Raw genomic sequence first — 22,137 nt, 5'->3', positions numbered from 1 at the left:
TATGCAGGGTAGTAACCAAGTGCACGTTAGTAACCAAGAACAAAGCAACAACGAGGTTGTCGTATATGCTCCCGCTTCAATTGGTAACGTTAGTGTCGGGTTTGATGTTCTTGGCGCGGCGGTATCACCGATTGATGGTACGTTGTTAGGCGATAGAGTATCTGTTAAACAAGGGAAAGAGCCATTTTCTCTGGATACCACTGGTTCGTTTGTCGATAAGCTACCAAAAGATGCCAAAGATAATATCGTGTTTAATTGTTGGCAAGTATTCTCTCGAGAGCTGGAAAAAAAAGGTTTGGCTGTTAAACCAGTGCACATGACGCTAGAGAAAAATATGCCGATTGGTTCTGGGCTTGGTTCAAGTGCTTGCTCGATCGTCGCAGCATTAGATGCACTCAATCAATTTCATGACCAAGCGTTGAGTCAAGATGAGCTACTTGAGTTAATGGGCGAAATGGAAGGCAAAATTTCCGGTAGTGTTCACTATGATAATGTCGCGCCATGCTATTTAGGTGGTGTTCAGCTTATGGTGCAAGAGCTGGATATTATTAGCCAAGAAGTGCCGAGCTTTGATGATTGGTTTTGGGTAATGGCTTATCCAGGTATTACGGTATCAACAGCAGAAGCTCGCGAAATTCTACCTTGCCAATATCGCCGCCAAGACATTATCGCTCATGGACGTCATTTAGCCGGATTTATTCACGCATGTCATAGCAAGCAGCCAGAGCTCGCCGCTAAAATGATCAAAGATGTGATAGCTGAACCATACCGGGAAAGACTGTTACCGGGTTTTGCTGACGCTAGGTCTTATGCCGCTTCTGCTGGAGCATTGGCTACCGGCATTTCAGGAAGTGGACCGACACTATTTAGTATTTGTCAGCATCAAGATGTTGCCCAGCGAGTCGCTAGCTGGCTGGAACAGAATTACGTACAGAATAAAGATGGATTTGTTCATGTTTGTCGCTTAGACAAGCAAGGTTCAAAAATTACAGGAAACCAGCTATGAAGCTTTACAATATCAAAGAAAACGACCAACAAGTCTCTTTTGCGCAAGCTGTGCGCCAAGGGTTAGGACGCAATCAAGGGCTATTTTTCCCAGATACATTGCCCGTATTCGAAGATGTCGAACAGCTGCTTTCCGAAGATTTTGTTACTCGTAGCACACGGATTCTTTCTGAGCTTATTGGAGATGAGTTGCCTGCAGAGCAAGTGAACTCTATGGTTGACGCAGCATTTCAATTTCCAGCACCAATCAAGCAAGTCAAAAACGGTGTTTATGCACTGGAGTTGTTCCACGGCCCGACCTTAGCCTTTAAGGACTTCGGTGGTCGCTTTATGGCTCAGTCTCTGGCTGCTGTTTCTGATGGTGGAAAGATTACGATTCTAACGGCTACATCTGGTGATACTGGTGCAGCTGTTGCACACGCTTTCTACGGAATGGACAATATCGATGTTGTAATCTTGTACCCGAAAGGCAAAATCAGTCCATTGCAAGAAAAGCTATTTTGTACTTTAGGTAAGAACATTCATACCGTTGCAATTAATGGTGATTTCGATGCGTGCCAAGCGTTGGTCAAACAGGCTTTTGATGACGAAGCATTACGCAAAGAAATTGGTCTTAATTCGGCCAACTCAATTAACATTAGCCGCTTAATGGCTCAGATTTGTTACTACTTTGAAGCGGTTTCTCAACTGTCTAAAGAAGAAAGAGAGAATCTAGTCGTTTCAGTGCCAAGCGGTAATTTTGGTAATCTAACTGCAGGATTGCTAGCCAAAGCAATGGGGCTGCCAGTAAAACGCTTTATTGCTGCAACGAACGTCAATGATACGGTGCCACGCTATTTAGAGAGCGGGAATTGGCAGCCTAAGCCAACAGTTGCGACTACTTCAAATGCAATGGATGTCAGCCAACCAAACAACTGGCCACGTATTGAAGAGCTATGCAAAACAAAAGGCTGGTCGTTAGATATGCTTGCAAAAGGCGCAGTAACGGATGAGCAAAGTGCAGAAACGGTTAAAGAGCTAAATGCGCTAGGTTATCTATGTGAGCCTCATGGGTCGATCGCTTATCGAGTCTTGTCTGATCAACTGCAAGAGGGCGAAACCGGTCTGTTCTTATGTACTGCTCATCCAGCTAAGTTTAAAGAAGTCGTTGACGACATTTTGAATGAAGATATTGAATTGCCAGCACCATTAGCGAAGCATGCTCAAATGGCGTTGTTGTCTTCTGAAATGAATGACGACTTTTCTGCGTTGAAATTTCTGCTTCGAGAAGTTGCCAGTAAGTAAAGGTTACACTTGTGAAATCGAAAGGGAGCTATAATTGCTCCCTTTCTGTTATTTGTGTATAGCAAACGTAGGCAATGAAAGGTGCCATCGGATTGCTGCTAAGCGAATAACAAGCACTGAAATTACGCAAGACAAAAAAGCGGTTGATGAGCTAAACCCGAGAGCGAGTGCTCCTGTTTGAAATGCGCCTCCGACGATACAAGCTGTTGCGTATACTTCACTACGCAGCACCATCGGTACTTCTCTTGCTAAAACATCGCGAATAATACCTCCGCCACAGCCGGTAATGACGCCCATAATAATCGCAATTAAACTTGAGCTTTGATAGAGCATAGACTTTTCAACACCAATACCGACAAAAGCTGCGAGACCAATAGCATCGCAAACGGGCAATACCCACCAAGCAATGCGTTTAGGGCGTCTGACTAAAAGCATGGTCAATAGGCAGGTGAACAAAATTACCCAAATATAGGTTGTATCCTTGATCCAAAATACTGGGGTTGATCCAAGGGAGAGATCACGAATTGTGCCTCCTCCGATGGCTGTAACGCTAGCTAAAACAATTACCCCAAAAGGATCCATTTTTAAGCGACCAGCGAGTAATACACCAGAGACGGCAAATATTGCAGTACCAAATAAATCGACAGTATAAAGTAGTGGTGCTTCCACAGTGAGTTAGCTCGCTAGTTTTAGTTCGTAATTAAAGAAGTATAATTGTACGCAATTAGTCATCGCTAACGCTATAGCTATTGTTTTTCTCGGGCCAGATTTAAATCTTGGCAAACTTCTTTAACTGCTTTCAACGTTCTCATTGTAGGTCGGTTTAACCAGTCAGGGTTTATTTTCCAGACACGGTCTTTTCTTACAGCAGGGAGTAAGTTTTGCCACTGCTCCCACATTTGCTTGGTTAACGAGGGCTCTTGTGTTGTGAATATCACCTGCGGTTTTGCCAACAAAACTTGTTCTAAACTGACTTGAGGGTAGGGGGCTGCGCTATTCTCAAATACGTTTTTCCCACCACAAAATGCAAACACTTGGCTTGGCCAACTGTCTTGGGCTATAGAAATAAGTGGCTTGCTTGCCAATTGGTAAAAGTACGGTACAGCTGCTTTGTTGTGATATTGGCTTGCCAGTTCTCTTAGTTGTTGTCTGAAGTGCTGGGCTGCTTGTTCGCCGATCTTGGGGTTAAGGCTGTATTGACTAAGCTGGTCAATGGTTTTGGCAATGTCATCCAGAGTGCGAATTTTGACGTTAACAATAGGAATACCAAGTTGTTTTAATCTATTCAGCTGTTTACTTGGGTTACCAGATGGCCAAGCGATGACTAGGTCTGGTTTTAGGGCGACGATTTTCTCTAAGTTAAGGCTTTGGTAATTGGCTACTCGCTCAATGTTATTTGCTTGTGGTGGATAGTCACTGTAGTCACTAACCCCAACAATCTTATTCCCTAAACCTGCCGAGAACGCCAGCTCTGTGGCGTGTGGAGATAAAGTTATTACTCGTTCAGCTTTGACATGAGCGTAGCTACTAAAAATGAAGAAAGCGAACAGAAAAGGTAAAGCCCGAACCATTTAAATGCCTTGATAAATAAAGCCTAATATAATGCTTTGCAATATTATCCAAGCTAGTGACTTCCACGCCAGTAATTTTTGTACTTGAGCCAAATGAATGGCTGAAGGAGCAATTCTGCCACCGAGTTTTGCTCGTACACTTTTACGTTTGTTGTATATCGCAGGTCCCCCCAATGAAAGCTCAAGTTTTCCTCCAACAGCGATGAGCAACCAAGAAGGCCCGGGCAGCGGCCAAGATGAAGATTGCATACGAATAAGTTGCAACGTCTTTATGCAGCGGTGGCCAATTGAAATCAAAGCAGCAAAGGTTCTCATGGGGATAAAGTCCAGTGCCGCTAAAATCTTTACTGAGGGGACACCAAATGGAGAATATTGAGGCCTAGATGGAGACCAAGCTCTAGCAAGCTCAGAGATAAGTCGATACAGAAAAGCACCAACACCACCAAGTAGTGCGTACCAAAATAACACGCAAACCACATTGCGGCCATAACCCATAATGATGGTTTCTGCACTTGCTTTACCTAAGCCAAGTTGCGATAAGGTAGCCGTTTCTCGGTTGACGAAAGGTTGTAAGATGGCTTTAGCGTGCTGTTTGTCATCTTTTGATAGAGCAGTAATCAAGTGGCTGGCGAGCTTTTCATTGTTGCGCCAGTCCAATGCAAGAATTAGCAGAGCTAATTCAAACATATGTGATTGCCAAACCAGTGGTTTTAAAGCGATCAGGACGGCTATCGCGGGTAAGCACATTAATGCCCAAGCTAGTGTGCCGGATATTAAGCTTTGTGAGTGGTTCGAATTGCGGTTCACCTTATCTGCGAGTAATTCAGCAAACTTGTGCCAAAGTGTCATCGGATGCGCTGCACGTGGGATTGGCAAAATAAAATTAAATAGGATTGCTCCCCACATCACAAGGAGGGTCCCATTTGAATAGATATGCTTGAAAAAATCTTCCATGACCTTTGGCTCGTTACTAATTCCCCTTTGTAATTGCATGAAAAATATAGGTATATTAGCCGTTGTTTTGGTGAATGTTACACCGTATGAACCACAAATATATACCAAATTTTTCAGTCGTTAATAACTATTGTTGAAAACGGGTATTGACATCCCATTATCAAGGTAAATTAATCAATCGCAACCATTTGGGGTAATATGTTTTGTATTATTAATAGTAAAGTAAGTAAGAGTTCATATTTTGTAAACACTATTAGCTTACTTTCATAGGCAATAGATAGCTACGAATTATTTCTATATGAAAGCTAAGAAATGTATTTTTTATTAAAACTGTAAGGTGATATTTATAATGCTTAATTATATCTGGTCAAAACTGGACTTTGCATGTTGTAAAAAATATATGAAAAAAATCAAGAGTGCATCGATCTACTCTCTTGCATTAGTCTTATTATTTATCCTTATATTTCATATTGATGGGTTGTTTGTTTTATAGTGCCTAAGACAACCCTTTTAAGGTCGTCGAGATGGGTTGTAAATGCTCAAATGACTGGCTTGCATTTTTATTTGGAGTGTATGAATAATACCAGCAGCATCTCTCTATTAAATGAAACTGGTATTAGTCGAATTATTTACTAGTAGGTTTTGCTTTATAGTAAATAAAAGCTAGTCTAGCTTTTTAGCAGTTCAATCATCTTCAATACCATTTCTGAAGAGCTTTCAGCAGCCAATGGCAAGAATTCTTCAAAGCTCATTGGTGACTCTTTGTCTGCAACGTCAGAGATGGCTCTTACTACAACGAATGGGACTTTGAACTGATGGCATGTTTGAGCAATCGCAGAGGCTTCCATTTCTACAGCGATGACTGATGGGAAGTTAGTACGTATTTGCTGTTGTCGTTCAGCTGAGCAAACAAACGTATCACCAGTGCAAATTAAGCCGCGAACTGCATGTTTATCTTCCATCATAGTTAAAGCTTGTTCGGCAATATCCATCAGCTTTTTATCTGCAGAGAAAGCAGCAGGTTGGCCTGCCATTTGGCCAACTTCATAACCAAATGCGGTCACATCTGCATCGTGGTGACGAACTTCGGTAGAAATGACGACATCGCCTAAGTTCAAGGTTGAATCGAACCCGCCAGCTGAGCCAGTATTGATGATGCAATCTGGTTGATGTTCGTCGATAAGGATAGTGGTACCAATTGCCGCGGCAACTTTACCAATACCTGATTGGAGCAAAACCACATCAAGGCCATTGAGAGTTCCAGAATAAAATGTGCAGCCAGCTTTATTTTGTTCTTTACAATCACTGATCTTTTGTTTGAGAATGGCCACTTCTTGTTCCATCGCACCAATGATGCCGATTTTCATAATTGCTCTCTATATTATTTCAAATGAATGTAGTGAAAGTGTACCACGTTCCCTTATTCTAAGGGACTGTTGTTTATTTCAATAACGTTTTTATGCATAACCAAATTATCAAAGTGACAGCTGGTAGCTTATCTCACCGGTTTGTGTGTGTTTGCAATATATTGAGTGGTGAGATCCGGTTCTTGTGTGCCGTTTGTAAAGTTACAGCGGAGGCGATATGAGTTTGAACACTCGCTTTATGGTTTATTTCCCTATGTTGTTTATGGCGACATTTTGGGGGTTGATGAAGGTCGGTTTGCCGATATTTCCAACCATGCCTAGTTTGTTAAATACATCTGAAGATACGGTGAGGTTAATTATATCTCTGTCCTTTATCTTTGGTGGGCTTTCCCCACTTATTTGGGGGCCGCTGATAGATAGAATGCAGATGAAGCGATTTATCGAGTTGGTCTGTGTGGTTGGCATTGTTACGTTGGTTTTGGCATCTTTTGCGAGCAATATTGTCTTCTTCGGAGTTTTATTCGTATTAGCCAGCGCTTTTGTCAGCGGGCTTTCTGTGTGCAGTCGAGCTTTTCCTGTTACTTATATGAAAGATCCAGAGCAGGTTAAGCACGCATTATCACTCACTTCTTTTGGTGGCTATTCCGCGGCTTTTCTTACCCCTTTATTGTCCGGTTGGGTAAGTACTTGGCTTGGTTGGCGTGCCGTGTTTGTGATTATCCCTATATGGCTGGTTGCGATGTTCTTTTTAGTTCGTCAGTTACCAAGTCAGCCTCAGTCTTCGGCTAATTTGACTTTTAAGAAATCTTTAAAGCAGATGGGAGCTCATTTTAAAAATAGAGTGTTTCGCAAAGCGCTAATTGTTGTCATGTGTATGGCGGCTATTATTCAAAGCTATTATATTGCTGTGCCATTCTGGTTGACGCCGGTTTATCATATTCACCCCAATGAAGTTGCCTATTACCTACTGCCTACTTTGTTGCCTGGAATTATCTACCCACCTTTCTCTAACTACATGATTAAAAAACTGGGTGAGCGTTTTATATTGCGTTCAGTGAAAGTTTGCTTCCTGCTTGCTGCTTTTAGCGCATTTGCTTTGAGTTTTTTCCATAATACGATTAGTTGGTTTTGGCTAATTCCAGGTTTTCTAGCCAGTTTGTATTCAGTTGGACTAATTCCGATATTGCTCTTCCATACTTTTAATACGATTGAAGAAGGAAAAAGCAGTGCATCGGGGCTTATTGGTGTCGCGACCTATGTTTCCGGCGGTATCGGCATGTTGATTACTGTGTATATCAACTTGAATAATTTTTATTGGGAAGGGGTGTTTATTTTAGTTTCCGCTTTGATTTCTTTTTGGGCCTTAAAAGATGTCGTCAAAATACCAGCTAAGCAGTAAAATTAGCAGTTGATTATACAGTGTGGTTTTTTTATAATCCGCGCTTCGCGTAGCGGCTGAATCAGAGATTGGCTGCTACATATTTTACTTTACTCTTATTAGGAGAGAATGATGTCTCTGAATGCAGAAACTAAAGCGGCTATCGTAGCTGAATACGCTCAAACTGAAGGCGACACTGGTTCACCAGAAGTTCAAGTTGCACTACTTACAGCTTCTATCAACCACCTTCAAGGTCACTTCAAAGAGCACAAAGGCGATCACCACAGCCGTCGTGGTTTGCTACGTATGGTTTCTCGCCGTCGTAAGCTTCTTGATTACTTGAAAGGCAAAAACCTTTCTCGTTACCAAGATCTAATCAAACGTCTAGGCCTACGTCGCTAAGAACAGTTTGTTCAGAAAAGGGGCATTATGCCCCTTTTTTGTTATCTAGAGTTTACCAATCAAAAGGTATCTAGTTTATAATACGTCCGGCGAACATCCTCTTCAGTAAGAGGGAATCGCTATAAAAAATACTCATGGTATTGCAGTCACCGAAGTCGACCGGAAGGTCGCGGCTATTAAAAGTGGTATTTAGGTAATACCAATGCCATTAATTATGTGATCATATTTTAGCCAGCAAGAATGATTAAATAATTGATGGAATTGGTATAAAGTATGCTTTTACTAGTCGCGATTTGTAATGCTCTGAGTGGTAAGTCATTTATTCTAAGCGATGCTTAGAGCAAGGAAAAATAATGTTTGAAAAACCAGTAGTTAAAACATTCCAGTATGGTAACCACACAGTTACCTTAGAAACTGGCGTTATCGCGCGTCAAGCGACATCAGCAGTGATGGTGACAATGGACGACACAGCCGTATTCGTTTCTGTTGTTGGTAAAAAAGAAGCGGTAGAAGGTCAAGATTTCTTCCCACTAACAGTTAACTACCAAGAGCGTACTTACGCAGCGGGTAAAATTCCAGGTGGATTCTTTAAGCGTGAAGGTCGTCCTTCTGAAGGCGAAACTCTAATTGCACGTCTTATTGACCGTCCAATTCGTCCACTTTTCCCGGACGCGTTTAAAAATGAAGTACAAGTTATCGCGACCGTTGTATCTGTGAACCCAGATGTTCAGCCAGATATCCCAACTATGATTGGTACTTCTGCCGCTCTTGCTATCTCAGGCATTCCATTTAACGGTCCTATTGGTGCTGCTCGTGTAGGTCACATCGATGGTCAATTGGTACTTAACCCAAGCCAAACTGAGCTAGAAGCATCTCGCCTAGATCTCGTGGTTGCTGGTACTGAGTCAGCGGTATTGATGGTTGAATCAGAAGCAGACAACTTGACTGAAGAAGAAATGTTATCTGCAGTCGTATTTGGTCACGACCAACAGCAAGCTGCTATCAAAGCGATTAATGAATTCGCAGCAGAAGTTGCAACTCCTGCGTGGGATTGGACTGCTCCTGAAGAGAACACAGCGCTTAACGCTAAGATTGCTGAGCTAGCAGAAGCGAAGCTTGTCGAAGCATACAAAATTACTGAGAAGATGGCTCGTTACGACCGCATCCATGAGATTGCTGATGAAGTAAACGAAGCACTTCTTGCTGAAGATCCAGAAGCGAACACTAAAGAAATCCATACTATCTTCCACGATCTAGAGAAGACAGTTGTACGTCGCAGCATTATCGCTGGCAACCCACGTATTGATGGCCGTGAAAAAGACATGGTTCGCGCGCTAGATGTACGCACTGGCGTTCTTCCTCGTACTCACGGTTCGTCTCTATTTACTCGTGGTGAGACACAGGCTCTTGTGACTGCGACTCTAGGTACTCAGCGTGATGCGCAAATCATCGATGAGCTAACTGGTGAGCGTAAAGATCACTTCCTGCTACACTACAACTTCCCTCCATACTGTGTGGGTGAGACTGGTTTTGTTGGTTCTCCTAAGCGTCGTGAAATTGGTCACGGTAAGCTTGCTAAGCGTGGTATTGCTGCAGTAATGCCATCTGTGGAAGAGTTCCCATATACAGTGCGTGTAGTATCAGAAATCACGGAATCTAACGGTTCTTCTTCAATGGCTTCTGTATGTGGTACTTCTCTTGCTCTTATGGATGCGGGTGTGCCAATTAAATCTTCTGTTGCGGGTATCGCAATGGGTCTAGTGAAAGAAGGCGACGACTTTGTTGTTCTTTCTGACATCTTGGGTGACGAAGACCACCTAGGTGATATGGACTTTAAAGTGGCGGGTACTCAAACTGGTATCACAGCCCTGCAAATGGATATCAAAATTGAAGGCATCACAAAAGAGATCATGCAAATTGCATTGAACCAAGCACAAGGTGCACGTAAGCACATCTTATCTGTTATGGATCAAGCTATCTCTGGTGCTCGTGAAGATATCTCTGAGTTCGCTCCTCGCATCCACACAATGAAGATCAGCACCGATAAGATCAAAGACGTGATTGGTAAAGGTGGTGCGGTAATCCGTGCACTTACCGAAGAAACAGGTACTACGATCGAAATCGAAGAAGACGGTACAATTAAGATCGCGGCGACTGAAGGTACTGCGGCGAAAGCAGCAATCAAGCGTATTGAAGAAATCACAGCAGAAGTTGAAGTTGGAACCATCTATACTGGTAAAGTTACCCGTATTGTTGATTTCGGTGCATTCGTTGCTGTTCTTGGTGGCAAAGAAGGTTTGGTACATATTTCTCAAATCGCTGACAAGCGTATCGAGAAAGTATCAGATTACTTGAAAGAAGGCCAAGAAGTTCAAGTTAAAGTACTTGAAATTGACCGTCAAAACCGTATTCGTTTAAGCATGAAAGAAGCGGTTGAAAAGGTTGAACCAGAAGCGCAAGCTGATGGTAATACTGAAGGTGAAGCAGAGTAATTATCTGTAGTCACATCACACGCCTTAGCTGGGTTTTCCCTGCTATGTAAAAAGCGTGTTATAAAAAAGGGAGCATTGTCGCTCCCTTTTTTAATGCGGATCACTGGTTAGGCTAGCCCTTAAGCCAGTATAAAGGAGTATTATTTGTGAGAAGGATTCGAACCGCAGTATTAAGTGTGTTTTTGTTGCTGGTCATCAATGGTTGTGCATCGCAAAGCCAGTGGCTTTATCCACCAATGGCGATCCCTTTACAGGTAAGCGCAAAAAAAGAAGTACAAATCGCTCAGCTTACCCAGTTGATACAACGTAAAAACCTAGATGACAAAGTTAGAGCTAAGATGCTTTACGAACGCGGCAGTTTTTACGATAGCGTTGGTTTGCGTTTGCTAGCCCGTTTAGACTTTGATCAGTCACTTGCTTTAGACCCTGCTCAGTCGGATGTGTATAACCTACTTGGGGTTAACTTTACCGAAGAACAGCAGTTTGATGATGCGTATGAAGCGTTTGATTCTGCTATAGAGCTGAACCCCAAAAACTTATTTGCTATCAGAAACCGCGCTATTGCACTCTACTACGGTGGTAGGTACGAGCTAGCGTTAGAAGATCTGCAAACACTAACAAAAGATGGTGAAGTGGATCCTTTCCTTAGTTTGTGGCGCTACATTATTGAATACGAAATCGACCCGGTTCAGGCTAAGAAACAGCTAACCGAAAATTACCAAGCAAGAAAACCAGGGTGGGGATGGTTCTTGGTGGGGCTGATGCTCGATAAAGTTTCTAATGAGGAAGCATTGAAGGCGATAGTGACAACTTCTGCCGATAATGTTGTATTAGCAGAGCGCCTAACAGAAACTTATTTTTATATCGCAAAGCGCTACCAGCTTAAAGATGATCTGAAGAGCGCGTATACTCTTTATAAAATCGTGTTGTCGTCAAATGTATACGACTATATCGAACATAAATACGCTTATATTGAATTAGACAGGATTAAGAAAGAGGCGACACAGCTTCAGCAGCAATCAGCCTCAGTAGAGAAGGTAGATTGATTTTAGCCTGTCATAAAGGTAATCACGTTAAGCCTAAGCAGTTATTGCTTAGGCTTTAACATTTATTGGTCGCTAGTATCTAATCCAGCTAAACGATGCCAGTAGCCATTGCATTGTTTGACTTCAAGTTTAGTTGTTTCAGAGTGGTTTTCTGCTGCTCTGAACCTGTCAATCTCAGCTAAAGTGTCGAGTCCTAATGGGCTAAGGCGAACGACATCAACCAGTGACTTCATTTCTTTAACATCGTTAATCAGGTTATAGCAGTAGCCAGATTGAGTTTGAATACCATTGAGATTGAACACTTGCTGATCTTCTTGGCTGGAGATTTTGACCCCAGTAGGATATTTGATACAGCAAGTCTCGCAATCATCTTTGCTTTTATTTTCGGCGCGCGCGGTAAAGCAGCGTGCAGAATAGGCAAGTGGCAAGTAACCATAACCAAATACTTCTGTTTCAAACTGGCCACGAATACCTAATGTTTCACATTGATCTAAGGTGTTTTTCAGCCACTCTTTCGATAACTCAACCGGCATACACCAACGAGTCATACCTTGCTTGAGGAAAAGGTTTAGAGTGCAAGCGTTGTAGGCGTTTACTGCCGGACCAACAGTAAAAGGTACACAGTTTTCAGATGCGAGTTGAATCGCGGAAACGTCGTTGGCTTCAATAATAAAATCGCCATTGTCTACGTATTTTTTCATTACGTTGACTTCGCTGGGCGCTTCCAGAAGAGCCATCGTAGACAATACAACTTGCTTACCAGATGAAGCTAACTCTTTAGCCAAGTCAAACCAGTGAGCGGGTTTTAATTCACGCCTTTTTGAGCAGACGGTTTCACCGAGATAAACAATGTCTGCCGAACTTTGAGCAGCTCGTAAATAGAACTCTTCTACCGTCGATTTTGACCAAAAATATAACACTGGCCCTAGAGAATATTTCATATGAGTGATTTTCCTTATTGCCAGTTACGATGGTAGGCACCGAGAGTGGTTTGACTGCCCTCAGATACATTTTCCAAAGCTTGATTCCAAGCCTGCTCTACTTGATAAGTATCAGGTGAGCGTTGGTAAGCATCGATTGCCGCGCGCCAAGTGCGCGTCACTTGTTCAACATAAGCAGGGCTTCTCTGGCGGCCTTCAATTTTTACAGACGCCACATTGGCTGCAAACAGCTCTGGAATCAAAGCAAGCGTGTTAAGGCTAGTGGGTTCTTCAAGCGCGTGATAGCGCTGATTATTTGTGCTTATTTCGGAATGGAATCGACCTTTACAAAGCGTTGGATAACCAGCATTTTCGTTCTTGCCATATCTGTCGATGAGAATATCGTTGAGTCTTGATTCTAGGCCTTGCTCGGTTTCTTGCCAGCGGACAAATTTGGCTGGTGAGCATGCGCCGACCGTATTTGGCGATTCACCTGTGAAATAAGATGAAAGATAGCAACGCCCTTCGGACATGATACATAAACTGCCGAAAGCAAAGACCTCAAGCTCTACGTCATCACATATATTTCGTGAGAGTTGTTTCACTTGATGAATGGAAAGAACACGAGGCAGAACAACACGTTTAATGTTGAAATTTTGTTTATAGAACTCGATAGCAGATACATTGGTTGCGGAAGCTTGTACCGATAGATGCAGTTCCAAGTGAGGGTATTTATTGGCTGCATATTCTAGTACTGCAATATCTGCGATTATCAGCGCATCGACACCTAGATCCGCAGCGTTGTCCACAGCGTTAGTCCATCTCTGAAAGTTATTCGGATGAGCAAAGGTATTGAGAGCGATATGAATTTTTTTATTATGGTCATGGACGTACTTGACCGCGTTGTCTAGCTTTTTACCAGTAAAGTTTAAACCAGCAAAGTGACGAGCATTAGTATCGTCTTTAAATCCGATATAAACCGCATCAGCACCACAGTCGATAGCAGTTTTAAGAGCAGGTAAGTTTCCTGCTGGGCACAAAAGTTCCATTGTTGAATTGACGTAAATTGGCCATGATGAAATTTTAGACTTGTCGTCGTTTTAGTAACTTGATTTAAGGCAGGTTTGGGCAAATTTTATATTTAGAGGAATATTAGAAAATAGTCGCTACTCACTTTGATTTCTTTTCTGTATATCTTGGATAAACAGTTTTTCTATCTCGTGCTTTGGTTGTGGGGTATGAAAGTAAAAGCCTTGTAATGTATCACACTGCATATTTATCAAAAGTTGAGCCTGATGATCAGTTTCAATCCCTTCAGCCACCACATTAAGATCCAAGGACTTGGCTAAATGTACAATGCTTTCAACCACGGTTTTCTGCCTTGGTAGAGAGTCTAGGTCGGTAATAAATGCTCGGTCAATTTTCACCTCATCGACTGGGAATCGAGCAAGGTAAGAGAGCGAGGAATATCCGGTGCCAAAGTCATCGATAGACAAAGCAAAGCCTAAGTTTTTAATAGCGTTTAGCATTTGGATAGTGTGTAGACTATCTTGCATTATGCTGCTTTCGGTCAGTTCGAACAAAATATAGCTAGGATCGAGTTTTGAGCTTCTCAGTAGTTTTTCCATATAGCCGACCAACTGAGGGTTACAAAACTGTTCAGGCGATAAGTTAATTGCAATTTTTCCGGGCAGTATATTTTGCTGATGCCAATTCTTAACGCAAGTAAACACTTCACGCATGACGACCCGACCAATATTCTCAATTAATCCTGCACTTTCTGCGACTGGAATAAATTCACTCGGACTTATATAACCTTCGACTGGGTGTTTCCAGCGAATCAGTGCCTCTGCTCCAGTAATTAACAAGTTCTCGCAGCTGACTTTAGGTTGATACCAGACTTCCAGTCCATTTTGCTGCAAGGCTTTTTGCAGCTCAATTTCAATCCACAGACGCTTGCGGGCTTCTTTAGTGATTTTTTCATCAAATTGAATCAGTCGATTGCGCCCTGCATATTTCGCTTGGTACATGGTTGAGTCAGCGTATTGCAGTAATAGTGTGGCATTTTGAGCGTCTTTTGGGTAAGCAATACTTCCGATAGAACACGTCAAACGTTTGTTGAAATAGCGAAGGTTGAAAGGTTGATAAATTTCAGACTTAATTGAATTCGCATAATTTTGAATTGTTTGTGCATTATAGGGCTCGTTGAATATGATGCCGAACTCATCTCCTCCTAATCTACCGATCAATGCTGAAGTTGGGCACAGTTTTTTCAGCCTAGTTGCCACTTCCTTAAGAACCATATCTCCTATTTGGTGACCCAGAGAGTCGTTAATGTTTTTAAAATTGTCGATATCCAAGTATAACATTATAAAAGAAGAGTCATTTTGGACTAATTGCTCGGTACACAGGGTAAAGCCGATTCGGTTGTATAAGCCGGTTACAGAATCTTTGTAGATATCCTTGTTTGTTTTTTGGCTAAAACCGACAGCAGGTGATGAATCTTGTACAAGAATAATTTGAAATGAACTACCGTAGAGAGGAGTATTACCAGCCTCCAATTTCACATATCGTTCAAAACCGCAGGCTTCGCTAGTATGACAGATTAGTGATTTTGACTTGAGCTGGTAAATCAGAGGTTGGTGAAAAGCTTCTTTTGTGTCTCCATCGATGAAAAGGTGTTCAAGTGTTTCGCCTAATAAATGGTGTGCAGTGCCAAATCCAAGTAGTTGCGCGCAAGCTTCATTGGCGGAGATAATAGAATTTTCATCCACCAGCATGATTCCAAAAGGGATAAGTGTTGTTAAAGATGAAAATTTGCTTTCTGCTTCTCTCATATTTTCAATCAATAGGTATTTATCACTAATATCTATTGCTTGAAATGCAATCTGCTTACTGTCTTTAGCCGTGGATACTGATTGGACGAAAACGTGTAGGGTGATTGATTGGTTCTTTAGTTGGAGAGAGATTTCAGTTTCAAGCATTTCACCCTTTAAAGCTTGCTGATATAAAGGTTGTAGCGACTGAAAAATAGCGTCATCGAATACTTGATCGTCACGCTTTCCTATGAACTGTTCAGCACTAACTCCAGATATGTCTTGATACCGTTTGTTGACGGCGGCATATCGGAATTGATCATCCAAAATAGCGAAGAAGAAAGGGCTATTTTGGGTGAGTGTTTGAAACCAACGTTGCAGATCTTGCGGTAGCATTTAAGTGTTTAAATTCCCTTTTATATTTCTAACTATAACCTACAGATTGTCATTTCAAAAGTGAGTGCGGGTGATCTTTCATAACGATTTTTGATACATGACAGAATCTCTCAATATGAGTTCGTTTAAGGTAGGACGACTTGACTACTCAGATAGGAGCTCTCGTGTTTAGTAAATTACATAATCAGTTGGTGCAAAACGCAGCATCTATTCTCCGGATTCCCTCGAAGTGTATGCCTTCCTTTGTTCACAGAAAGCTATTATTAGAGGGGCTAAATCACGTGTTTCATGATTCATTGGAAGACGGTGAGTTTGAGTTTTTGACTGGAAAATGGCTTAAAATTGAAGTCAAAGATCTCGGTTTAAGCTGGTGCATTAGCTATGCCTCTGACAAACTCATTGTAGCTGATAAGGATGTTGAACATGATGTGTCTTTTAGTGGAAACTTAAATGAGCTAGTGCTGATTTCTGGAAGGAAAGAAGATCCGGACACTTTATTTTTTCAGCGTCGTTTGCAAATCGAAGGCGATACTGAGTTAGGCCTTGAAGTGAAAAACTTAATGGACAGTATTGAGTTTGAAAGGATGCCCAACTCGCTACAATTTTTAATCAACGAGCTTGCTGAGTTTGTGAAAAAAGGGTTATCACCAAACGCCGCTAAGACTCACAGTTCTGATGCGTTTGGAAAATTAAGCCAATCTGCCTCGTTGTAATGAAGCTCGCATCTTGAGGCTAATTGGGTATACAATTGTCGAATAGACAACATGAGGTAAGTAATGCTGATTCGAGCAGAGTCGCTAGGTGATATTCTGGCGGTTGATAGATTATTAAAATCCACCTTTGAAACCGAGGCGGAAGCGGATTTGGTGATGAGATTAAGAGAAAATGGCAACTTAACGTTATCTCTGGTCGCGAGTACTGATGACGGTGAAGTAATCGGTCACGCAATGTTTAGCCCTGTATTGGTCGAGAACGAAGATTATGGTTGGCAAGGCTTAGCGCCGGTTGCAGTGCGTGAAGATTATCGTAATCAAGGAATCGGCGCCAAGTTAATTCAAGAAGGCTTTTCATCTTTGAAAGAGTTTGGTTACCCAGTTTGCGTTGTGGTTGGTGATCCTCGCTATTATTCTCGCTTCGGTTTTGAATCCGCTCAAAAGCATGGCTTTCATTGCCAATGGGAGCTACCTGAAGGCGTTTTTCAGATTGCTGATGTTATTGAGAATGCAAGCAAGGAACACAATGGCCTTATCACATACTGCTCTGAATTTGAGCAGCTTTAAAACGGTAAGCGATTGTTCAAGTTATGCTCATGAATGAAAACCTCGTCAACCTAAGATACGGTCAATACCTCAAGGAAATGGGAATTTCTGAGTGGCAACTCTCTGAGCCTCAGTTATTGAATGGTGTCAATTTGGAGAAACATACCTTGCCCAAGGGTTGTAAGTTGCTGTTAGTTTCTCCAGAGTTGCCTATCGGTGACATTGCTGTGATGTTTGAAAAAGTGCTTAAAAGTATGAACTTGGAACTAGGCCAGTCTCGCCATATCTTGCCTTTTCAGCTTGATATGTTTCAGCTTGAAGAGGTTGAATGGATATGGTTCGCTGGTTGTGACGTCGCCGAAGAAGTGTCAGCTCGCGTCTTAAACACCCCTTTGCCGAGTGAGGTAGAGGGCGATACCCAGCATAAACGCCTACTATGGCAACAAATTTGTTCCTATGAAGAGTAACACTCAGCTAGCCCCGCTTGCTAAAACCCATCTTGATCAAGTCAATCATATTGAAAAGCAAGCCCACTCCCACCCTTGGTCAGTATCTTTGATTTCCGATATTCACTCTAGAGGTGCTTTTCATCATGTAATGCTGTCTGGTAGTAGAGTTCTTGGTTATTTCTATGCGCAGAATATAGTCGGAGAAGTCACCTTGCTAAATATAGCCATTGATCCGAAAGAGCAGGGGAATGGTTATGGTCGGTGCCTACTCGATGATTTTATCGACCTTTGCTCGGTGAACGGAGCAGAAAGTATTTGGTTGGAAGTGCGTCAGAGTAATCATCGAGCGATAGAATTATATAGCTCAGCTGGATTTAATGAAGTTGATAGACGAGTCGATTATTATCCGAGCGAAAATGGTAAAGAAGACGCTATCATCATGAGCTATATAATATTTTAACAGTGCAAGGAAGACGGCTAGAACTGGCTGCGGATGTGGCTTACTTTCGAAGCATCGTATTTTTCAGGTTTGATTCCATATTGATTTTTGACAAAACTTTTTATAAGTTCATTCACTTCTAGTGGTTTATCAAATAGGTAACCTTGGAACTGACTGCACCCCAGCTCTAGCAAAGCGTAAAGTTCGTAAGCATCCTCTACACCTTCAGCAATCACTTCTAGGTTGAGTCTTCGAGCAGTCATGATAATTGTGTCCACAATCGCTTGATCACTTTCGTCAAGGTGCAGTTGGGTAACAAAAGAGCGATCGATTTTTAGGACATCAACGGAGAGGTGTTTTAAATAGCGAAGAGAAGAGTAGCCAGTCCCAAAGTCATCGATAGAAATTTTTAAGTGATGTTCTTTAAGCTGAGCCATTTTTTGCACCGCACTTTCTACATTTTCCAATAGTAAGCTTTCAGTGATCTCAAGCTCGATACATTCGCCGGTTATGCCTGATTGGGCCAGCGTATGGGTGATATGTTCTACGAAAGACTCTTGGGAAAATTGTAGAGGACTAATATTAATGGCTAAACGCTCAAATGAATCGGGTAGAACGTCATCTTTTTTCCATTGTGCATACTGGTAACAAGCTTTCTCAATTATCCAATTACCAATTTGTAGGATTTGCCCAGTTTCTTCGGCAATTGGCATAAATACCCCGGGGGGGAGGACACCCTTTTCAGGATGATTCCAACGAATCAGCGCTTCTACACCCACTATCTGTTGGTCTGTGTTTACCTGTGGTTGATAGTATAATTCAAGCTGCTCGTGGCTTATTGCTTCATGTAGCCCTTTTTCTATATCGAGAAAGGATTCAACCTGAGCTTGCATCTCAGGCTCGTAAAACATGTAATTATTCCTTCCCGCCACTTTTGCTCTATATAGAGCGGTGTCGGCTTGGCGCAGGACATCGATATTCGTTCCTCCGACAGAAGGAAACACGGAAATGCCAATACTGACTGTGCAATAAAGCTGGTGGTCATCAATCGAGTAAGGGTTGGAAATCAAAGCCAACAATTGTTTGGCTACGTCGTCTGCTTTATTTAGAGGTAGGTAGGGGATCAGTATTGCAAACTCATCCCCACCAATTCGCGCAATAATATAGTCACTTTTTTTCCATGCTTTCATACGCATCGAAATGGCTTTAATGAGGTTGTCACCAATATCATGGCCTAAAGAGTCATTGATCGTTTTAAATCGATCGAGGTCTAAATAAAACAGCGCGCCAGTAGCTCTTGTTTTATTTGAATTTTCAATGGTTTGACCAAGAGTTTGCAGCAGTAGACTGCGATTAGCTAGCCCAGTTAGTGAATCGTAGTAGGCCAACTGGTTTAGTTTTGCTTCTGCCGACTCTCGAGATTTCCATAAGCTGTAAAATATTTCAGCTAATTGGCCAAGTTCGTTGTGTAGATCCTGAGTTGGAGGAGGAGGAATGTTTTTTTTGTTTTCTAATGAGCGAACCCAATTAATGACAGTCACTAGAGGTTTTGAAAGTTTGAAATAGAAAAAAGCCAACAGAATGGAGGTCAGAATAATATTTCGTAGTAGGTCGAATAAGATAATTTGGCTTGTCTTGGCAATGAAGTCCTTCGCTATGTTTGAGCCATCAACAGCAAAGGTGAGTTTTCCCACCACAATATTAGAATTAGGTTGATGTAAGTCTGTACTATAAATGGGTGTAGTAGGCGTTAAAAATCTAGATAGAGCCTGAATAAACTTATTATGTTGAGAAAGGTCTCTTGTTTTGTCACTCAATACATCTCCAAAATCATCCGCGATTTTGACTTGGTAAATCGCAGGGTCAGTCATCAAGCTTGTAGCGACTTGCTCAGCAAGCAGGTGATTGAGGTGATAGGCCGCTTGACTGGCATTTGAGTAGTTTTGTAGCAGTTTAAAGCGATACTCTTCTGCTACCCTTTGTTGTTCTTGATGTAAATCGACCAAAATATGATAAAAACTAAAACACAATCCCAGTATCACTGATACTAGAAAGACAGTTTTAGCTTGCTTGAAGGCTAAAGAATTGGCTCGATTTATTTTCGACATAGTTTATGTTGTAACTTACGACTCCTTTAATTTATAGTCCAAATTCGTTGCATTATTAAAAAATGCTTGAAAATTCGTAGTCTTTTTCGCTTTTGCTATCCTGTTTTTTGGGATGGTTTTTCTAGTAAAACGGGCACAGTATCTTCATCTTTTTTAGTTGTTATAGTAACTAAACGAACCCGCTTTACTTGTGTATAAACATCAGATCGGTGAAAATGGCCGCCAATTGTGATTAATTGCTGGATTTAGCAAGCGATTAGGCCTATTGGCCTTTGATAAGCTAGCTCCACGAATATTGAAAAGAATCTATAAATGGCCGATCAGAACTTTCTAGGCGAAGTCAGTAAACGAAGGACTTTTGCTATCATTTCTCACCCAGATGCGGGTAAAACTACCATTACCGAAAAAGTACTTTTATTCGGACGCGCAATTCAATCTGCTGGTACTGTAAAAGGCCGTGGCTCTAGTCAACATGCAAAATCTGACTGGATGGAGATGGAGAAAGAGCGTGGTATCTCGGTAACCACATCTGTCATGCAGTTTCCGTATAACTCTTGCTTAGTGAACCTTCTTGATACTCCCGGGCACGAAGATTTCTCGGAAGATACCTATCGTACATTGACTGCAGTAGATTCTTGCTTAATGGTGATTGATGCCGCAAAAGGTGTCGAAGATCGTACTCGTAAGCTGATGGAAGTGACACGCCTTCGTGATACTCCTATCGTTACATTTATGAACAAACTTGACCGTGATATTCGCGATCCAATGGAGTTGCTTGATGAAGTGGAAAGCGAGCTAAATATCGCTTGTGCTCCAGTTTCTTGGCCAATTGGCTGTGGTAAAGAGTTCAAAGGTGTTTACCATATTCACCGTGATGAAACGATTCTTTATACAACGGGCCAAGGTCACACTATCCAAGAAGAAAAAATCATTAAAGGTTTAGACAACAAAGAGCTAGACGCTGAAGTTGGAGAAGATCTGGCAGAGCAGCTTAGAGAAGAACTAGAGTTAGTGATTGGCGCTTCTCACGAGTTTGACCAAGAGATGTTCCTTAAGGGCGAGTTAACCCCTGTTTTTTTTGGTACCGCATTAGGTAACTTTGGTGTTGACCACATGCTAGATGGTTTGACGGAATGGGCTCCTGCGCCTCAAACTCGTCAAGCCAATGAGCGTGTAGTCGAAGCCTCTGAAGAAAAGTTCTCTGGCTTTGTATTTAAAATCCAAGCGAATATGGACCCTAAACATCGTGACCGTATTGCATTTATGCGCATTGTTTCTGGGACGTATAAGCAAGGCATGAAGATGAATCATGTTCGCTTAGGTAAACAGATTAATATCTCTGATGCAGTGACTTTCATGGCGGGTGATCGCTCTCGCGCTGAAAATGCTTACGCTGGTGATATTATCGGCTTACACAACCACGGCACGATTCAGATTGGTGATACGTTTACTCAGGGTGAGTCGCTGAAGTTTTCTGGTATCCCTAACTTTGCACCTGAGTTATTCAGACGGATTCGCTTACGTGATCCTCTAAAACAAAAGCAGTTGCTAAAAGGCTTGGTGCAGCTTTCGGAAGAAGGTGCGGTACAGGTATTTAGACCGCTCCAGAATAACGATCTCATTGTTGGCGCTGTCGGTGTGCTTCAGTTTGATGTGGTTGTGGCTCGTTTGAAATCTGAATACAACGTTGAAGCGATTTATGAAAGCGTTAACGTCGCAACAGCTCGTTGGGTTGAGTGCGAAGACGAGAAGAAGTTAGAAGAGTTCAAGCGCAAGAACCAAACCAATTTAGCGTTGGATGGCGGTGACAATTTATCGTATGTCGCGCCAACTATGGTTAACTTGAACCTTGCTCAGGAAAGGTTCCCAGAGATTCAATTTAGAGCCACTCGTGAGCACTAATAGATTGGTATCATCAGCAATAAAAAAAACAGCCGATTTGGCTGTTTTTTTATTCTCTCAAGCTATGACTCGGACTGACTAATTGTGTAGTGTCTTTTTACTTTTCTCGTGACAGCACCCCAATGCGAGCTCTTCACGCGTTCTTGATGTGCGTTGAAGGCTTCCATATTTACAAACTCTTCGTAAACATCGTATCGATTCGCGTTGCTGGGGCTTTTGATTACCTGAAAACAGAGGCAGCCTTTTTCTTCAAGAGTTAGTGCTATATGAGCTTGTAGTGCGTGTTCAACAACATCTAAATCTTTATCCGATACAATAATAAATCCCTTTAGTATGACTTTAGCCATAT

At 42.0% G+C, this 22,137-nt stretch carries 20 protein-coding genes; 11 read left to right on the top strand and 9 right to left on the bottom strand.

Features of this window, described 5'->3' with window-relative positions:
* Window position 1 precedes the first annotated feature (1 nt).
* Together thrB and thrC are read left to right on the top strand one after the other, a co-directional pair.
* On the top strand, window positions 2-1,006 hold the full coding sequence (thrB, locus tag ACM2FC_RS12695; RefSeq protein ID WP_498481295.1) for a homoserine kinase: 1,005 nt from the start codon (window positions 2-4) through the stop codon (window positions 1,004-1,006).
* Window positions 1,003-2,289, top strand: coding sequence for a threonine synthase (gene thrC, locus ACM2FC_RS12690; RefSeq protein ID WP_498481294.1), 1,287 nt, complete (start codon window positions 1,003-1,005; stop codon window positions 2,287-2,289). Before thrB ends, thrC begins: the two co-directional genes overlap by 4 nt.
* 48 nt (window positions 2,290-2,337) lie before the next feature.
* Here the strand turns inward: thrC and ACM2FC_RS12685 are convergent, their stop codons facing one another.
* The 4 genes from ACM2FC_RS12685 to mtnN form a co-directional block, all read right to left on the bottom strand.
* Entirely contained in the window at window positions 2,338-2,958 is a 621-nt protein-coding gene (locus ACM2FC_RS12685; protein WP_498481292.1) for a TRIC cation channel family protein, read from the bottom strand.
* Window positions 2,959-3,035: 77 nt separating this feature from the next.
* Window positions 3,036-3,860 carry a vitamin B12 ABC transporter substrate-binding protein BtuF gene (gene btuF, locus ACM2FC_RS12680; protein WP_498481291.1) on the bottom strand — a complete coding sequence of 275 codons (825 nt, stop codon included), beginning with the start codon at window positions 3,858-3,860 and terminating at the stop codon, window positions 3,036-3,038.
* Window positions 3,861-4,814 (bottom strand): cobalamin biosynthesis family protein, encoded by a 954-nt coding sequence (locus ACM2FC_RS12675; protein ID WP_498481290.1) that lies wholly within the window; start codon window positions 4,812-4,814, stop codon window positions 3,861-3,863. It lies immediately after the preceding gene.
* A gap of 668 nt (window positions 4,815-5,482) precedes the next feature.
* Window positions 5,483-6,181 (bottom strand): 5'-methylthioadenosine/S-adenosylhomocysteine nucleosidase, encoded by a 699-nt coding sequence (mtnN, locus tag ACM2FC_RS12670; protein WP_498481289.1) that lies wholly within the window; start codon window positions 6,179-6,181, stop codon window positions 5,483-5,485.
* Window positions 6,182-6,398: 217 nt separating this feature from the next.
* Between mtnN and ACM2FC_RS12665 the strand changes: the two genes are divergently transcribed.
* From ACM2FC_RS12665 to nlpI, 4 genes are all read left to right on the top strand, one after another.
* Complete coding sequence (locus tag ACM2FC_RS12665) at window positions 6,399-7,580, top strand: MFS transporter (protein ID WP_498481288.1); 1,182 nt, start codon at window positions 6,399-6,401, stop codon at window positions 7,578-7,580.
* Between the two features lie 111 nt (window positions 7,581-7,691).
* On the top strand, window positions 7,692-7,961 hold the full coding sequence (gene rpsO / locus ACM2FC_RS12660; RefSeq protein WP_498481287.1) for a 30S ribosomal protein S15: 270 nt from the start codon (window positions 7,692-7,694) through the stop codon (window positions 7,959-7,961).
* 353 nt (window positions 7,962-8,314) lie between these two features.
* On the top strand, window positions 8,315-10,453 hold the full coding sequence (gene pnp, locus ACM2FC_RS12655; RefSeq protein ID WP_498481286.1) for a polyribonucleotide nucleotidyltransferase: 2,139 nt from the start codon (window positions 8,315-8,317) through the stop codon (window positions 10,451-10,453).
* Between the two features lie 146 nt (window positions 10,454-10,599).
* Window positions 10,600-11,499 carry a lipoprotein NlpI gene (nlpI, locus tag ACM2FC_RS12650; RefSeq protein ID WP_498481285.1) on the top strand — a complete coding sequence of 300 codons (900 nt, stop codon included), beginning with the start codon at window positions 10,600-10,602 and terminating at the stop codon, window positions 11,497-11,499.
* A gap of 62 nt (window positions 11,500-11,561) precedes the next feature.
* Here nlpI and ACM2FC_RS12645 read toward each other — a convergent pair whose 3' ends face one another.
* From ACM2FC_RS12645 to ACM2FC_RS12635, 3 genes are all read right to left on the bottom strand, one after another.
* Window positions 11,562-12,440: a U32 family peptidase gene (locus ACM2FC_RS12645; RefSeq protein WP_498481284.1), complete on the bottom strand. Its 879-nt coding sequence runs from the start codon at window positions 12,438-12,440 to the stop codon at window positions 11,562-11,564.
* A gap of 14 nt (window positions 12,441-12,454) precedes the next feature.
* Complete coding sequence (gene ubiU, locus ACM2FC_RS12640; protein ID WP_498481283.1) at window positions 12,455-13,468, bottom strand: ubiquinone anaerobic biosynthesis protein UbiU; 1,014 nt, start codon at window positions 13,466-13,468, stop codon at window positions 12,455-12,457.
* Window positions 13,469-13,585: 117 nt separating this feature from the next.
* Window positions 13,586-15,631, bottom strand: a complete 2,046-nt coding sequence (locus ACM2FC_RS12635; RefSeq protein WP_498481282.1) for a sensor domain-containing protein — start codon at window positions 15,629-15,631, stop codon at window positions 13,586-13,588.
* Between the two features lie 164 nt (window positions 15,632-15,795).
* Between ACM2FC_RS12635 and ubiT the strand changes: the two genes are divergently transcribed.
* From ubiT to rimI, 4 genes are all read left to right on the top strand, one after another.
* On the top strand, window positions 15,796-16,344 hold the full coding sequence (gene ubiT / locus ACM2FC_RS12630; RefSeq protein ID WP_498481281.1) for a ubiquinone anaerobic biosynthesis accessory factor UbiT: 549 nt from the start codon (window positions 15,796-15,798) through the stop codon (window positions 16,342-16,344).
* A 63-nt stretch (window positions 16,345-16,407) separates the two neighbouring features.
* A complete protein-coding gene (locus tag ACM2FC_RS12625) occupies window positions 16,408-16,911 on the top strand; it encodes a GNAT family N-acetyltransferase (protein ID WP_498481280.1) in 504 nt (167 codons plus the stop codon).
* Between the two features lie 29 nt (window positions 16,912-16,940).
* Window positions 16,941-17,357: a DNA polymerase III subunit psi gene (locus ACM2FC_RS12620; RefSeq protein ID WP_498481279.1), complete on the top strand. Its 417-nt coding sequence runs from the start codon at window positions 16,941-16,943 to the stop codon at window positions 17,355-17,357.
* Window positions 17,347-17,799 (top strand): ribosomal protein S18-alanine N-acetyltransferase, encoded by a 453-nt coding sequence (rimI, locus tag ACM2FC_RS12615; protein WP_498481278.1) that lies wholly within the window; start codon window positions 17,347-17,349, stop codon window positions 17,797-17,799. Before ACM2FC_RS12620 ends, rimI begins: the two co-directional genes overlap by 11 nt.
* Before the next feature lie 17 nt (window positions 17,800-17,816).
* Here rimI and ACM2FC_RS12610 read toward each other — a convergent pair whose 3' ends face one another.
* On the bottom strand, window positions 17,817-19,886 hold the full coding sequence (locus ACM2FC_RS12610; protein ID WP_498481277.1) for a putative bifunctional diguanylate cyclase/phosphodiesterase: 2,070 nt from the start codon (window positions 19,884-19,886) through the stop codon (window positions 17,817-17,819).
* A 312-nt stretch (window positions 19,887-20,198) separates the two neighbouring features.
* Here ACM2FC_RS12610 and prfC point away from each other — a divergent pair, with 312 nt between their 5' ends.
* Window positions 20,199-21,788, top strand: coding sequence for a peptide chain release factor 3 (prfC, locus tag ACM2FC_RS12605; protein ID WP_498481275.1), 1,590 nt, complete (start codon window positions 20,199-20,201; stop codon window positions 21,786-21,788).
* A gap of 62 nt (window positions 21,789-21,850) precedes the next feature.
* Here prfC and ACM2FC_RS12600 read toward each other — a convergent pair whose 3' ends face one another.
* Window positions 21,851-22,135, bottom strand: coding sequence for a putative quinol monooxygenase (locus ACM2FC_RS12600; RefSeq protein WP_498481274.1), 285 nt, complete (start codon window positions 22,133-22,135; stop codon window positions 21,851-21,853).
* Between the last annotated feature and the right edge of the window lie 2 nt (window positions 22,136-22,137).

This window comes from Vibrio sp. A37 (assembly GCF_059777565.1).
Note: the sequence above shows the minus strand (reverse complement) of the source record. Positions and strands in the feature narration are given on the sequence as shown.